This window comes from Desulfoluna sp. CYM3A (assembly GCF_056829965.1).
Window position 1 is genome coordinate 1,972,859 of sequence record NZ_CP186556.1, and the last position, 13,954, is coordinate 1,986,812.

At 55.0% G+C, this 13,954-nt stretch carries 10 protein-coding genes and 1 pseudogene; all 11 read right to left on the minus strand.

The annotated features are described in order from the left end of the window. Positions 1-16: 16 nt before the first annotated feature. The 11 genes and pseudogenes from ACOYW1_RS10200 to ACOYW1_RS10250 all read right to left on the minus strand — a co-directional run bounded on the left by ACOYW1_RS10200 (position 17) and on the right by ACOYW1_RS10250 (position 13,940). On the minus strand, positions 17-727 hold the full coding sequence (locus tag ACOYW1_RS10200) for an Abi-alpha family protein (RefSeq protein ID WP_482422713.1): 711 nt from the start codon (positions 725-727) through the stop codon (positions 17-19). Between the two features lie 442 nt (positions 728-1,169). After that, on the minus strand, positions 1,170-1,457 hold the full coding sequence (locus ACOYW1_RS10205) for a hypothetical protein (RefSeq protein ID WP_482422714.1): 288 nt from the start codon (positions 1,455-1,457) through the stop codon (positions 1,170-1,172). Positions 1,458-1,847: 390 nt separating this feature from the next. After that, positions 1,848-3,191 (minus strand): zinc ribbon domain-containing protein, encoded by a 1,344-nt coding sequence (locus ACOYW1_RS10210; RefSeq protein ID WP_482422715.1) that lies wholly within the window; start codon positions 3,189-3,191, stop codon positions 1,848-1,850. Positions 3,192-3,291: 100 nt separating this feature from the next. Further along, positions 3,292-4,017 (minus strand): hypothetical protein, encoded by a 726-nt coding sequence (locus ACOYW1_RS10215; protein ID WP_482422716.1) that lies wholly within the window; start codon positions 4,015-4,017, stop codon positions 3,292-3,294. Between the two features lie 98 nt (positions 4,018-4,115). Next, on the minus strand, positions 4,116-4,529 hold the full coding sequence (locus tag ACOYW1_RS10220; protein WP_482422717.1) for a hypothetical protein: 414 nt from the start codon (positions 4,527-4,529) through the stop codon (positions 4,116-4,118). Beyond that, positions 4,522-5,480, minus strand: a pseudogene (locus ACOYW1_RS10225) (ATP-binding protein). The gene ACOYW1_RS10220 and the pseudogene ACOYW1_RS10225 overlap by 8 nt, the downstream one beginning before the upstream one ends. 25 nt (positions 5,481-5,505) lie before the next feature. Then, the gene (locus ACOYW1_RS10230) at positions 5,506-6,456 is read right to left on the minus strand and encodes a biotin--[acetyl-CoA-carboxylase] ligase (protein ID WP_482422718.1); all 951 of its coding nucleotides are present in this window, start codon (positions 6,454-6,456) and stop codon (positions 5,506-5,508) included. Between the two features lie 709 nt (positions 6,457-7,165). Then, complete coding sequence (locus tag ACOYW1_RS10235; RefSeq protein ID WP_092214495.1) at positions 7,166-7,579, minus strand: Na-translocating system protein MpsC family protein; 414 nt, start codon at positions 7,577-7,579, stop codon at positions 7,166-7,168. Between the two features lie 660 nt (positions 7,580-8,239). After that, positions 8,240-12,595, minus strand: coding sequence for a LamG-like jellyroll fold domain-containing protein (locus ACOYW1_RS10240; protein ID WP_482422719.1), 4,356 nt, complete (start codon positions 12,593-12,595; stop codon positions 8,240-8,242). Continuing rightward, complete coding sequence (locus ACOYW1_RS10245; protein WP_482422720.1) at positions 12,511-13,350, minus strand: Ig-like domain-containing protein; 840 nt, start codon at positions 13,348-13,350, stop codon at positions 12,511-12,513. The genes ACOYW1_RS10240 and ACOYW1_RS10245 overlap by 85 nt, the downstream gene beginning before the upstream one ends. Next, positions 13,347-13,940 (minus strand): Ig-like domain-containing protein, encoded by a 594-nt coding sequence (locus tag ACOYW1_RS10250; protein WP_482422721.1) that lies wholly within the window; start codon positions 13,938-13,940, stop codon positions 13,347-13,349. The genes ACOYW1_RS10245 and ACOYW1_RS10250 overlap by 4 nt, the downstream gene beginning before the upstream one ends. Between the last annotated feature and the right edge of the window lie 14 nt (positions 13,941-13,954).

Here is a 13,954-nt window from a genome sequence, read left to right on the forward strand (position 1 = left end):
TTTTGCGTCCCTGAATTTATTTGTTATGTATTTTTTTCCAATAAATATCATTCGTATCTTCTTTATTGTGATGGCAAGCATCACAAAATGAAATACCAAACTCTGTTATTCTAAATTCTTGATGCTCTGTACTTTCCTCAAAAATTTTAGGTACAGAATGATCATCTGGTGGTCGAAACCCAGTCTTAACTATTACACCTAAGCGCTCGAGATTTAGACAAGAAAGGTATATTTGCTCCGCTGATTTATTTACAAGTTTTGCAACGTAAGACACAACTAATGGCGCACCTCGAAGACCCAGGTCACGATACTGTTTTGCCGATGCTGTTTTTCGATACTCAATCATGACTTGAGCATCCAACAGAGACATTTCGCTCAGAATTTTTGTATAAGAAGGATGTACTTTGTTTTGAGCTTCAGGGTCAAGGTGGCACGCCATTAATGAAGAAAACATATTCACAAGGTTTTCTTCATCTGTATTTGCACCATTTTCAAGTAGTGGTACAAATATACTCGGAGAAATATGTTCGGGTTTTATATTTTTTTCCTCTAACAATTCTTTGGTCTTGAGCATTATGCGAACTTGATTTTTGAGCCTCCAGAAGCCAATTGTTTCACTAAGAATTCCACCAAGCTGGTTTAATGGGCCTAATAAAATTGCGTCGGAATAATTTTTTACAATTTTAAGGGATTCGTTATATATTTTAATTTCTTCTGGTGTGAGCATAGTTATCTACTTTCAAATCAATTTGAGAGTTACATGAAGATACATAACAATTATTAGTGGACATTTTTGTCCCATAACACCCTCTCAGGGGTAAATATGGACAATATTGTCCGATATTCCATAGATCCTCGGGAATATGGGACCAGCATGTCCCGTATTCCATTTATTGGGAACCGATCTGTCCCATAATACCTTCTCAAAGGGAAAAACCGACAACGTTGTCCCATAATCCACCATATGCTGGAATACGGGACTGATTTGTCGCATATTCTTATATTTCTGGCATTTTTAGACATCCTTGCAGGATGTCATCGGTGTTTGTTGTTATTAATATTGTTACTTTTAAATTCACACATCATTTTCTAGGGCATTCAGCTGTATGCTGAATACAAAAGCGACTGTCCGTATATAGCCAAGCTGTTAAATTCTTACTCTTTGGATCTTATAATTGCAAGAAGGTATTTGTGAGGCCTGGTCTTTTGCTACAAGCAATGTGCTTGAAATCAAATTTGTATCCGATATTAAAGCCTTTCAGATAAAAAGTGGCGCGACAGCTAACCGTGCTGACGGAGGTGTCGCTCCACTCCATCAATTCATAAGAAATACGCACTGGCTGTTCAGGAATCAGTGGATTTTCCACTGCGAATGCCGATGAATCGACTCTTTGCAGGTCGCGGCCCAAATGATGATTAAGGCCGCTAAAATAACAAAAGCCGTCCCATGAAACCATGGGACGGCTTTTTAGTCCGTCGCTACCCGAGCCGCACCGGAATGCGGCGCTCCAGAGGATAAGGGTGCTCAGGGGAAGTAAACAGACCTGCGGCCTCACGATGACCAAGGTCGACGTTTGCTTGAAAGGCGGATGCGCTTTGACCCGCGGAATCCGCCTACGCCCATGTCGATGCGTCCCCATTCGACCATCATCAATGGGCTACGGCGCGTCAGGCAATCCGTCTTCGCCTGCGGCTACGCCGTGACATGGGGGCAAAGCGCATTCGCAATTTGCTTTCAATGTGTTTTCGCTACCGTGGCTTCGCCACCCTTGCCGCCGGAGGCAGCTTTTCAAGTGCTAAACAGTTACATTGTATTTTGCATTTTAGACATATCCGGGTCAGGGGGATCAGCTTAACTTATGTCCGCATGCAGGACAGAATTTGAATCCGTCTCCGGTGACGGGTTCCGAACAGTTGGGGCAGGTGCTCTGCACAGTGCCAAGTTCGACGATGAGTTCTCCCTCCCGTACCGGCACCATTTTTTTGTCTTCTTTGTAGTCGGCGTATTTGACGATTCGTTTGACCACGCCGTCCATGGGGGAGAGAACCGCCTTTTCCTGTTTCATGATGGTGATGTTGAAAAGCTCTTCCCCTTTTTTGACGATGTCTCCGGGGAGGACGTAGACGATCCACAAGTCGCCGTTGGTGGGGGAGGCCACCTGGGCCGGGTTGGCTTTGTCGGCCATCTCCACGGCGCCTGCCTTGCCGTTGACGGCTTCACCGACCTTCACCGGATAGCTGTAGGTTTCGGCATCCAGGGTGTAGCGCACAAAACTCAGGCCCTGGTCATCGGGCTCGGAGATGTCGATGACGGACATCTGATGGGGTTTGCCGTCGCTGTCTTTGAAGTTCAGCTCTGAGCCCACCTTGAGGCCTTCGAACCAAATTATTAGGGGCAGCCTGTGGGGTTTCAACTGTTGGCCGGAACCGCGTCGACCCTGTCGGGCGTCTCCGGGGTGGTTGAGGTACATGACCAGCTCATCCCTGGAGGGGTTTCGCTTCAGGTGGGCCTTTAGCTGCCGGGTCTCTTCCTCGATATCGATGTCCGCAATGGACGCCAGGGGGGAGTCTTCGGTGCGTTGCTCCAGGGCCTCCTTGAAGCCGGCTCCGAAGGCACTTTCATACACCCAGTCCGGCGGGAACCCCAGGGGCAGGCGGCCAAAGCCTCCAGACAGGAGGTTGCGGAAGGCATCGTTGCTTTCCCGGTAGAGCATCAGGCGCTCTTTTTTGTAGACCTCGTCGATCTCCTCTTCGGGGACGCCTGCCACGGCATCCATGATATCGATGAGATGCCGCACTTCGGCTTCGCCACCTCGCTTGAACGCGGCGGTCACTGCCAGGAAGGAAGTGTTCCATGTGATCTGGGACCCCGGCGTCACGTCGTGGTAGCGCACGATCTTGCGGGTTCCAGAAAGGAAACGAAGCATGTAGGGCAGAAGGTGGATGTAGCCCTGCTGTCTGGCTCCTTCCTGGGAGGAGGAGGTGGCCCCCCCCGGCATGGCATGGGAGACGACGTCATGGTCGATGCCCTGGAAGTAGGGGGCGGTGTAGCGGTCATAATACGGCATGATCTGTTTGAGGACAAAGCCGGTGTCACGGATCATCTCTTTGTTAAGATTGGTTTTCAGGCCCAGCTCGCCTTCCATGTAGGCGGCCGTGGACAGGACTTCGCCCTGGCCGTGCACCAGCATGCGCGCGCGGTGCGAGTGTCGACGATATGGGCTCCGGCAAGGGCTGCCTCGCCCACGGCGGGGACAAACAGGCCGTCGGTGCAATGCCTGTGGTAATGGATCACCGGCTCAGATCTATACGCTCTTTGATGGTTGTAACGAGTTGCCGCATGAACCTGGGCGGGCACACACCGGCCATGTCCTTTAAGCCGATGATGAAGCTCCTCACCGCCTGGGCCTTGGTCAGGCCGCTGACGGAGGAGACCATGGCGATGATCTCTTCAAGGACATTCATGTAGTGGGGAACGTCGAACCCTTTGGCCCAGGAGAGAGAAATAGCGGGCTCGAAGACGTTGCCCGGGGAGTTCATGACCACCTCGGCAATGGGGCGCATGTTGTCCACATGGTTCAGGAAATCAAAGCAGCGCACCACATCAAAGTCCTCGCAAATCATTTCGCCTGTCAGCCGCATGAGTTTGGGGGGCTGGGGCTTGTACCCGAGGAGGTTCGTGGACCGGACCAGGATCTGCTTTGGGGTCTTGGGGGCAAAGCGGTTCCACTCCCGGGCCTCATTGAACGGGTAGGTCATGTTGGCAAGCATGGCGACGTGGAAGTGGGCGCCGCCTCCGTTCTCCAGTGAGAAGAAACCGCACTCGTCGAGATTCGCGGCCCCGATCATGTCTTCGGCAAGGCGGAACCGGTTGCCGCTGTTGGACTGGGTGATGTCCCGGGCCGTTGTGTCCGTGAAGTGAACATGATCGGTGTCTCTGACGTAATCCAGCAGGGCCTTTCGGTCACACCGCGGGTAAGGGGAGGGGGCATTGCCGGGCCTGACCTCCGGCAACACCGGTTTGAAGCTTCCAAGGCGCTTGTCTTCTCGCCCCCTGTAGTCTCCCAGCTCGACAAAGGGGTTGTGTCCGAAGGCCAGAAGATAGACAAGTCGGCTCAGCCTGACAGATCCTGCTCATTGTCTTTGTAGTGAAGCAGCTCCGGCGTGTTCAACACAAATTTGGTGTCACACTCTCCGGCCTTGAACGTGGGATGGTTGATGATGTTGGCGTGGAAGGGCAGGGTGGTTTTGAGTCCGCCCACAATATACTCGGTGAGGGCGCGGTTCATCACCTCCAGGGTCTTGGGCCAGCTCTGGCCGTAGGCGATGAGCAGTGCCGCCGCAGAGTCATACTGGGAAGGAAACTCATAGCCGGATGAGATGCAGGAGTCCAGGCGGATGGACGGGCCCCCCGGGGAGATGTACCGGGTGATCTTTCCGGCGTTGGGGGCAAAGTTATCCTGGGGATCCTCGCAGTTGACCCGAAGCTGCATGGCGTAGTTGTTGGGTTTGCAGGTCTCATCATTCAAGCGCAGGTCCGAAGGCCACGGCGATCTGTTCTTCCACCAGGTCGACCCCGTACCGGCACTCGGTGATCCCGTGCTCCACCTGAAGGCGGGTGTTGACCTCGATGAGGTGGGGGGTGCCGTCGGCATCCAGAAGGAACTCCACCGTTGCCAGTGAGTGGTAGCCGATTTCCCGGACCAGCTTTCGGGCGTACTCTTTGAGCTGGCTTCGAATCTCAGGGGTCATCCCGGCCCAGGGGGAGGGGGTGATCTCAATGAGCTTCTGGTGATTTCGCTGGACCGTGCAGCCCGTTCGTCAAAGGCGAAGACGTTTCCGTATTTGTCCGCGATCACCTGGATCTCGATATGGCGCACTTGGGTTAACATTTTTTCTACAAACAGGCGGGGGTTGCCAAAGGTGGCGTGGGCAAGGGCAGTGGCCTTTTCAAAGGCGCTGTCAAGCTGGTCCTCACGGGTGATTTCATAGATCCCCCGGCCCCCGCCGCCGCCTTCTGCCTTGAGCATGACGGGCAGCCCGATGGTTTTAACAATGGTTTTTGCCTCTTCGATGGTCACGGCGCCATCGGAGCCGGGCACGATGGGAACCCCCAGTTCCCGGGCGAGTTTTCGCACCGCCACCTTGTTGCCGAGAAGGCGCATGGCATCGGTTTCCGGACCGATAAACAGGATGCCCGCCTGGGCGCATTTTCTGGGAAAGATGTCATCTTCCGAGGCAAAGCCCCAGCCGGGGTGAATCGCGGTGATGTCTCTTGCTTTGGCTTCGGCGATGATCTGGTCGATATTGAGGTAGGCCCTGGGGTTTTCACCCAACAAAATGAGTTCCTGGGCGCCGGCGGTAAAGGGGGCGGTCTTATCCACATCCGTAGCCGTTACCACCGGGATGGCTCCGAGCTCCCGTATGGAGCGCGCGATGCGCCTGGCCGTGATTCCCCGGTTTGCCACCAATATTTTCATGCCTTTTAAGTCTTGGACAACCTGCTTAAATGTCGTTTCTTTCAACGTGATTCTCCTTTTCTGCGTCAAACATACAAAGAGGGTAGATGCTTGCTGACCGGACGACGGTTGTTCCGCTGCGTGTAAGCAGCTTTAATCCGCCGTTGGATGATAAAGCGAGTATCTTCGCTTCATAAGGCGGGTTTGCGTAGTCTTCAACCCGCACCATGTCTCCCGCAAATGCCAGATGTGGCTGGATCTTTGCCATAAGTTCCGGCAGATCGGATGAAGTGAACGTACGTAAACTATCCCGTGTCGTTGTCACGAGGTGTCGCCAGAGGGAAAGGGGAGACAGGCCCTTATGGCCAACGTCCTTCAAGCACGCAGCGGCAAGGGCGTTGTCGCTGCGAAGGCTCTTTTCGGGCGGGCTTGAGATGAGGTTGACGCCGACGCCCACCATCCTCACGCCCCCCTTTTCTTCGATGAGGATTCCCCCTACTTTTTTGTTGCCCATGACCAGGTCGTTGGGCCATTTCAGCTGCACTGTCACGCCAATGGCTCCAAGGGCTGTGACCAGCGCATACCCCACAAGCAGCGGGAGGCAGTCCACCTCCAGCAAGGCCGATGAGGGCAGGCGTATTGTGCCGTAGATATTTCCCGTCGGTGAATGCCACTGCCTTCCCAGCTGCCCCTTGCCGGCCCACTGGCTTGCTGCCAGTACCGATCCCCATTCAGGCAACAGGTTTTTCCTGTGGAAACACCAGGCGAGCTGTATGCTGGAGGCACAGGGGCCGGTCACAAACACAGGCAGGTTTTCGTTTTTTCCTGAGACCCAGCATCTGCTTCCGGGGCCTTCCGAAACGAGGCATGCCCGGCTCCAGTGCAAGGGAGATTCAACATCCGGCCCGCAGACACGGGACATGTCCCGCAATTGACCGGGGCCGATGCCTTCGGCAACATCCTCTATGCCGGTGCCCCACAAAATTGTATCGGCCATTGGTTAACCTTCCCGTTTCGTCTATCCCGAATATTTCATGCGAAAACGATTGAGCTAAAGCAATAAAGGGTTATTGCAGGTGGTAACTGTGAAAAATTAAAGCATTTGTAAAATACAAAATGTAATTCACGGTTTTCTGCCCGATTTTCACACCCTTCGGGCAAGCCGAGTGCACCCATCTTCTGCGTTATCAGAGCTTTGAGGTAAACAACGACATCTGCAGCTCTGATGCCTTGAATATGGGCGCACTCGACTCGTGGAATCTCCGGGCTGGGCTGATGTATTCAAAGGGCCAAGGTGCGCAAGGGTTTTCCCCGTACATCAGGGCCAACCGGTTTATGTCCAAAGGGGGCAGGGAAATTATCCTGCTTCTACGTTCTTGGTTTTGTTTATTGCCAATTATTCAATATATTTGAGGCTTTCGCAAGCCCCTCCGGTAAAGTAAAGGCCTTTGGTTTACGCATAAAAAAAGGCCAACAGCGACCACTGTTACGCCTGTTGGAAGCTCGATCCCCTTTAAAGAAGGTACAGTATCTTTGTCTACCAAACTACCTTTAATTTTTCTGACCAGAGCATATGGAAGATTCATTTTGGTGTCATTCTTATTTTATCTGCATGGCCGGAGGCCCCACTTATGGACCCTTAGTACGAATGAGCTCAGTCGGTGGGCGCCTTTCATCGCAGTTTTTTTATTTATATACTGCCACCATCAGCTGTAAGAAAACTTTTCTTCCACATCCTGCTCAAAGGTAATGACAATAATCCGCTCTCCCGCTTTGGTGCTGATGTCTGTATGAAAGCTGACCACATTGATGCCGGTAATGCCGGTGATGACATCCCCCAGAATGTCGCAGGAATTTTCCAGAAGTTTTGCCCGGACCTGCTTGATGAGCTGCGTACCGGCGTCATCCGTTGCAAGATGTCGCTCAGCCGGTGTCAATACGCCTTTCAAGCGAATCAGCACCATGTCCTCGATGATATGGCTCCTCACATCCACCGGACCGCGTCCCATATGCTCTTTTTCAAACGTGAGCAGCGCACTGCTTATTTCAGCCTCCACCTGTCCCTTGCTTTTCTTTTGAGCCGTGCGCGTTCGTTTCTTAATAACCTCTGGTTTATTCATCGTCATCCTGTCGCTGCTTTGTGTTTTCAAAAGCACCACAATACTATAGGGGCTGGCGGCAGGTCAATGTTCAGGGGCCCGGGGCATCCGTTATACCGAAAGGCACGTTGAGCATGTGTGGTCATGATGTCACAAGAGGGGGCAGGGGGGCTCCCCAAGTTCGACAGTCCCACCAGTAAAAGTAGATAACTTTTCATAAATATGAACGATTCATCGCGCTATCCCGGGTCTTTCATGAGAAAACGGGCTGGGTGTGACAATGATGAACTATTACAATTGGTTATTACAGAAAGTTAGGTGCTTTAAAAACACAAAATGTAATTCACGGTTTTCTGATCGATTTTCTCACCCCTCGGCGCGTGAAATATCCGGGCTAAGCGAGATGCACTGAAATGGAGCGCGCTCCTGTGCGGCTTTTTGGGTGCAGCCTGGCGCCGGATGCAGCGCCCAGGGGATTGGGGGACTAAATGGTGATGAAAATACGCCGATGGTCGAAACGATGACCAAGGTCAAAAAGAAACCTAACCGGTAGTGGGGTATGGGGCCTTTAGGCGCAGAGACAGGCTTAACATTCAAGCCTCCCGTTCGACGGGAGGTTTTGACTCCGGTGGGCCGCTTTTGAAAAACGACCCACCGGAGACACGTTGGACAGGTACGGCTTTATTGGATGGCCGTGCCGTCGTCGGTGAAGATGGGGATGTGCTTGTCCGCATCGTCCACGGAGACGATCTGCACCTGGGTGCCGTCGGTGTTGGAGAAGAGCCCGTTGCCGTCGTGGGTCCACCCGTCGCCGGAGTTGGAGAGGTCCACGGTGATCTGGTCACCGTCGCCACCCGAGACGTGGAGCACGTTCTCCGGTCCGGTCATGTCCAGCACATCCTCCAAGGTCAGGGAGACGGTCTGAGCACTGTCCGAGGTAAGATCCAGGGCTTCGATGTTGGTGACAGCGTCCTTGTCCAGGGCGCTGAAGTCCAGGACCTGCTGGGAGATCCTCAGGGTATCGGTGCCTTCCCCACCGTCCACATGGGCGTCCTGGGCATCAAAGACAATGGTATCGTCCCCTCCGCCTGCGTGGATGGTGTCGTGGCCCTGGCCGCCGTCGAAGATCTCATTGGCGTCGTTCCCGATCAGCACATCATCTCCTTCGTTGCCGTAGAGATGGACAGGGGCGTTGTCGGTGGTGCCTTCCAGGGTGACGCTGCTCGTGTTGCCATGATGGTTATAGGTACCGGACACCTCGCTGCCGTCACTCAAAGAGACCGTGATGCCGACATCCTGCTTGCCGAAAGCATTGCCTTTATCAAATTGGTTACTACTTAGAAAATCTGTGTCGATACCAAACCGGAATTGGTCCTGTGAGGTAAAGCTTCCCGGTTCGAAGGTGATGGTCATTGTTGAGTGATCATCGGATAGCGAAAAGTTCACATCGCTGGAGGAGATCCCCCTGGTCTCATCTCCAATAAACGGACCGTAACTATCGAAATCATAGTAGTCGGATGGATCAAACACCGCATTCAAATCGCCTCCGGCACTCAGGTCGATGGTCACAGCCAGGATGGACAGGGACGTATTGCTCGTAAACTGGATGCCCATTTGATTTGATGAATCACCGGTCCAGCCCCTTTCGACATCAGCCTGGATAGAAAACGTACCGGAATTGGACCTTGTGTTCACAAGGATATCGTCGCCGATGGTGCCGTAAAGATTTGCACTATCCTCTACCACAACCTCGGCCTTGGCCGTGTCCGAGACGTCCCCCGAAGAGATGTCGTAGGTGAAGGCATCACCGTCGGAAAGATCGTGCAGGGTCACCTGATCGGATGACTGGGTCAGCTGGGTACTGCCTTGGGCATGGATGCTTCCGTCATCGATGCTGTTTGCCCCGGAGTCGTTTGCCAGAAGGGCGGAAAAGTCGATGGCCAGGTCATCCCCCAGGGCCGCGTTGGTGATGATGGTGTCGTGGTTGGCATCAATGGCGGCCACGTAGTCCAGATTGATGATGAGGTCCACAGACGTGGTGTCGCCGTCGCCGTCAACGGCTGTGAGGACAAAGGACTCCTGCTCTCCGGAGATGGTGTCTTTGGGGTTGATGGTGTAGAAATATTCCCCTGTTTCATAGTTGATGTCGAGGGTGCCCCCACGGGCCGTGGAGATGCTTTCCGTGGCAGACCCGTTCGGATCGTAGGTGTGGAGCTCACCGTCCACCAGGATGGACTGGATGTGACCGCCGTCCGCGCCCAGGTGGATTCCGTCGTCTCCTTCGGTGGCCAGGAGGGTGGCATCGCCCTTGACGATCCCTTCTGATACCGTTTCAAGCAGGGTCTGCTTCAGGTCAAAGGCGTTGTGGACCTGAACAACGTGTGGGTCGGGGTCGTTCGAGTTTGCAGGGTTGGGCCAGGCGATGGGTTTCAGTTCTTCGAGGTCTGAAGACTCGGTGATGCCGATTCCAAAGACTGTGTCGATGCTGCTTCCTTCGCCCTTGAGAAAGGTTTCCCATTCGGTTTGGTTGCACTCATCGCCTTGGTTGGGTTCTCCGTCAGAGATGAAGTAGAGCAGTGTGCTGTCTGCCTTAGGAGGATCGAAATCCTCCCTGACCGTGTCCAGCGCACCGTCATAGTCGGTTCCGCCCCAGGCGTGGATATTGTTCAGATATGTGTTGGCCCCGGTTTTATCGTCCATGAACCACTCTGATTTCACGGCAGAGTTCTCGAATCGGACAAACTGAATGTTGACGTTGCCGAGGTTGTCGTAGGAATCGAACATGGCGGACAGAGCTTCCTTGGCAACATCCATTCGGACGTTGTTCGGATCAAAGTCATGCTCCCAAGATTCATTTCCATCCATATCGAAAGCCATACTGCCGGATCGGTCCAGCACTATAATAAGGTTGGTGGTTTTTACGTCCGCCGCGTCTTCATGGATATCTGCCGTTACAGTCTCACCTGTCGGGGCGTCATCCTGGATGTTTACCGTAAGGGATCCGGTCAGTCGTTCTCCGTCGGAATCCGAGATCGTGTAGCTTATGGTGTCCACCACATCGTCACCCTGGGACGGATGCTCCAGGGTGTACTCGTAATCACCGGCTCGGTGAAGGCCGTCGGATTCGGTGTATACCGTGATGGTGCCGTAGTCCGTCTGAATACTCAGCTGGCCGCCGGATGCCTCTGTGTCGCTGTGGGCTCCGCTGGTGATGCTTGAGATGAAGGCATCGCCGTCCACACCCATGTCGTTGTCCAACAGGTTGCCGGTAACGGTCTCTGAATCGGTGGCTGCCTCGGTTCCTTCGGGCAGGCCTGCCTCGTGGGCAACGGCGCTGTCGGCGACCGTAGACAGGTTATCATGGCGGATGGTGACGGAAGCCGTGGAGCTGTCGCCGTCCGAGTCAGTGATGGTGTAGTCAAAGCTGTCTTCGAGGTTCCACCAGTGGGGATGCCAGTGTTCTGAGGACGTGTAGGTGTAGCTTCCGTCCTGATGGATTTGCAGGTCTCCGTGTCGGCCGGAGATGGTGTTGTCCGGAACCTCGTGGGATCCCTGCATCAGGGTACCGTCTTCGGCAAAGGTATAGGTCTCCCCTCTGTAGGTGATGGACGTGAGAGTCACGTCATCGGCATCGACATCGTCGGCCCCCATGTCTTCGCCCCCTTCACCCAGGATGACATTACCGGTGGCTGTGCCCCTGAAGCCGACACTGTCCGTGTCATCCACTGCAACGGGTGCAGAGTCCATGACGTAAATTTTCAGGGATGAGGAGGTTGATGCCGAGGCTCCCCCGTCAGCTTCGGTGGACGTTGCCGTGGCCGTCAGCGTATAGGATTCACCGAAACCTCCTGAGTTGGCATAGGCGGTGATGGTCAGGTTCGACAGGTCCCAGTCGGTGACGTCCATTTCGTGGAGGGCATCCGTAGCGGTAAAGGTGTTGGTCCCGTCGGTGAGAACCGCACCTGTGGGGATACCCGAGAGCACGATGGAGGTGATGGACTCAGATCCGTCCGTGTCTGTCGGCTGGGCACCAAGGGTAATGGAAACCGGGTCTCCTTCCATGCCGATCAGGTCATACTGAGATTGATTGGACTCATAGGTGTGGATCTGGGAGATCTCCTTATCCGTCAATACCCTGTCGTACACACGGATGTCATCGAGCTGGCCTTCCAGGTAGGTGTGGTTGCCGTCGGATCCGAAGGTCGCACCGAATCCGCTGAGATCCATGCCATCCCTGATGCCGGGCTCTGTTACTCTGGTGTCCTCAAGGATACCGTCGACGTACATCTTGGTCTCACCGGTTTCATGATCCCGGGTCATGACCACATGGTGCCACTGCCCGTCGTTTACGGCCGTGGTGGATCCGGCTCCGGTGCTGTCCCCAACCCCCATGTTGATCTGCCCGTCATCGTCGATCCACCCCCATTGGATGTCGTCTGTCCCCCCGTGTTTCTCGGAGCCGATGATGCTCGGAGAGTTCCACCCAATGGTGTTGGTCCCGTCTCCTCCCGTATACCCGTCCGGGAGCTTGACCCAGACAGAAAGAGTCGCCGTGCCGGAAAGCGGCTCGGTGTAATCCCCGGAGACATCCACGTAGTCCCCGTCACCGTCCAAGACCAGGGCACCGTTGTTGTGGTCCGATCCTGCAGAATGCGCACCACCGATCAAGGTGCCTTCCTGGTCATTCACAAGGTCGTGGGTTGTTCCTCCGGGGGTACCATTTTCTTCAAAGACCCAATGTCCCACCAGTCCGTCACTCACCACATTGTCGCTGCTCACCTGAAAATCGATCACAGGCGCATCCGCAACAGGCGTTACTGTAACATGGAGAGATTTCGTGACAGTTTCTGTATCGCCTCCGATTTCCGTGGCTGTAGCTGTAACCGTCAGGTCAATATCCACATCGCTGTCGGCCGGCGGCTTGATGGTGAGGCCGTCAAGCTGGTCCTGAGTCAGGGTCCATGTGCCGTCGCCGTTGTTGGTGCCTGCGCTGAGAGTTGCCCCTTCAGGCACGCCGCCGATGGTGATGTCCGACAAGGTCTCGCTGCCGTCGGTGTCGGTGAGGGCGGCAGAGATGTCCAGAGGAATATCTGTGTCCTCATTGCCTGTGACATCGGGTTCTGTCCACCGCGGCGCGGTGCGCTTGCCGTTATGTCCACGGTGTGGGTGGATTCAGTAGAGGCGGTAAAGGGATTACCTGCGTTATCGGTACCGGTGACCGTTACGGTGAACTCAGTATCCGCGGCCAGGTCAGTACCTGCCACGTTTACGGTGAAGGTGCCGTCAGCATTCACCGTGCCCCGGTAGTCGTTGCCGTTAACGGTAAAGGTGACCACATCGCCTTCGGCGGCGTCTCCACCGACGGTGCCGGTAACTTCGATGGTGCTTTCCATTTCCAAAGCGTTGATGACATCGTCGTTGGTGATGGGGTTGACAGCGATTGTGGCCGATGCTTCAAGGTCCACCGAGAACTCATTGGATTCGGCTTGGTTAGTGTTGCCGTGGGCGTCCTCAGCCGTGATAGTGAGTGTGTGGTCACCGTGAGCCAGGGAGCCTGAAAGTTCTGCACTCCAGGATCCCTGATCGTTGACTATTGTGGTGCCGACGTTATTGCCATTTTCATCGAAGATCGTAATCGTGGCGCCGGGCTCTCCGGTGCCGGTGATCTGGGGCGTGTTGTCGTTAGTATCGGCCACGGTGTCGACAGCCACCTCGGTGACGGTGTCGACGGTAAAGGCCCCGGAGCTGGTGGTTTTGGTGTTGCCCAGGGCGTCCTCGGCGGTGATCGTCAAGGTGTGGGAGCCTCGGTCAAGGTATCAAGGTCCGCGGTCCACTTGCCGTCGGAGCCCACGGTGGCGGTGCCAACCTGGGTGTCGCCGTCCATGATGGTGATGGTGGCGCCGGGCTCGCCTGTGCCGGTGATCTGGGGCGTGTTGTCGTTGGTGTCGGATATTGCATCGACAGCCACCTCGGTGACGGTGTCGACGGTAAAGGCCCCGGAGCTGGTGGCCTTGGTGTTGCCCAGGGCGTCCTCGGCGGTGACCGTCAGGGTGTGGGAGCCATCGGTGAGGGTATTCAGCTCTGCGGTCCACTTGCCGTCGGAGCCCACGGTGGCGGTGCCAACCTGGGTGTCGCCGTCCATGATGGTGATGGTGGACCCGGGCTCGCCGGTGCCGGTGATCTGGGGCGTGTTGTCGCTGGTGTCGGCAATGGTATCGACGGCCACTTCGGTGGCGGTGTCGACGGTAAAGACACCGGAGCTGGTGGTCTTGGTGTTGCCCAGGGCGTCCTCGGCGGTGACCGTCAGGGTGTGGGAGCCATCGGTGAGGGTATTCAGGCTGTTCGGCCCACTTGCCGTCGGACCCCACGGTGGCGGTGCCAACCTGGGTGTCGCCG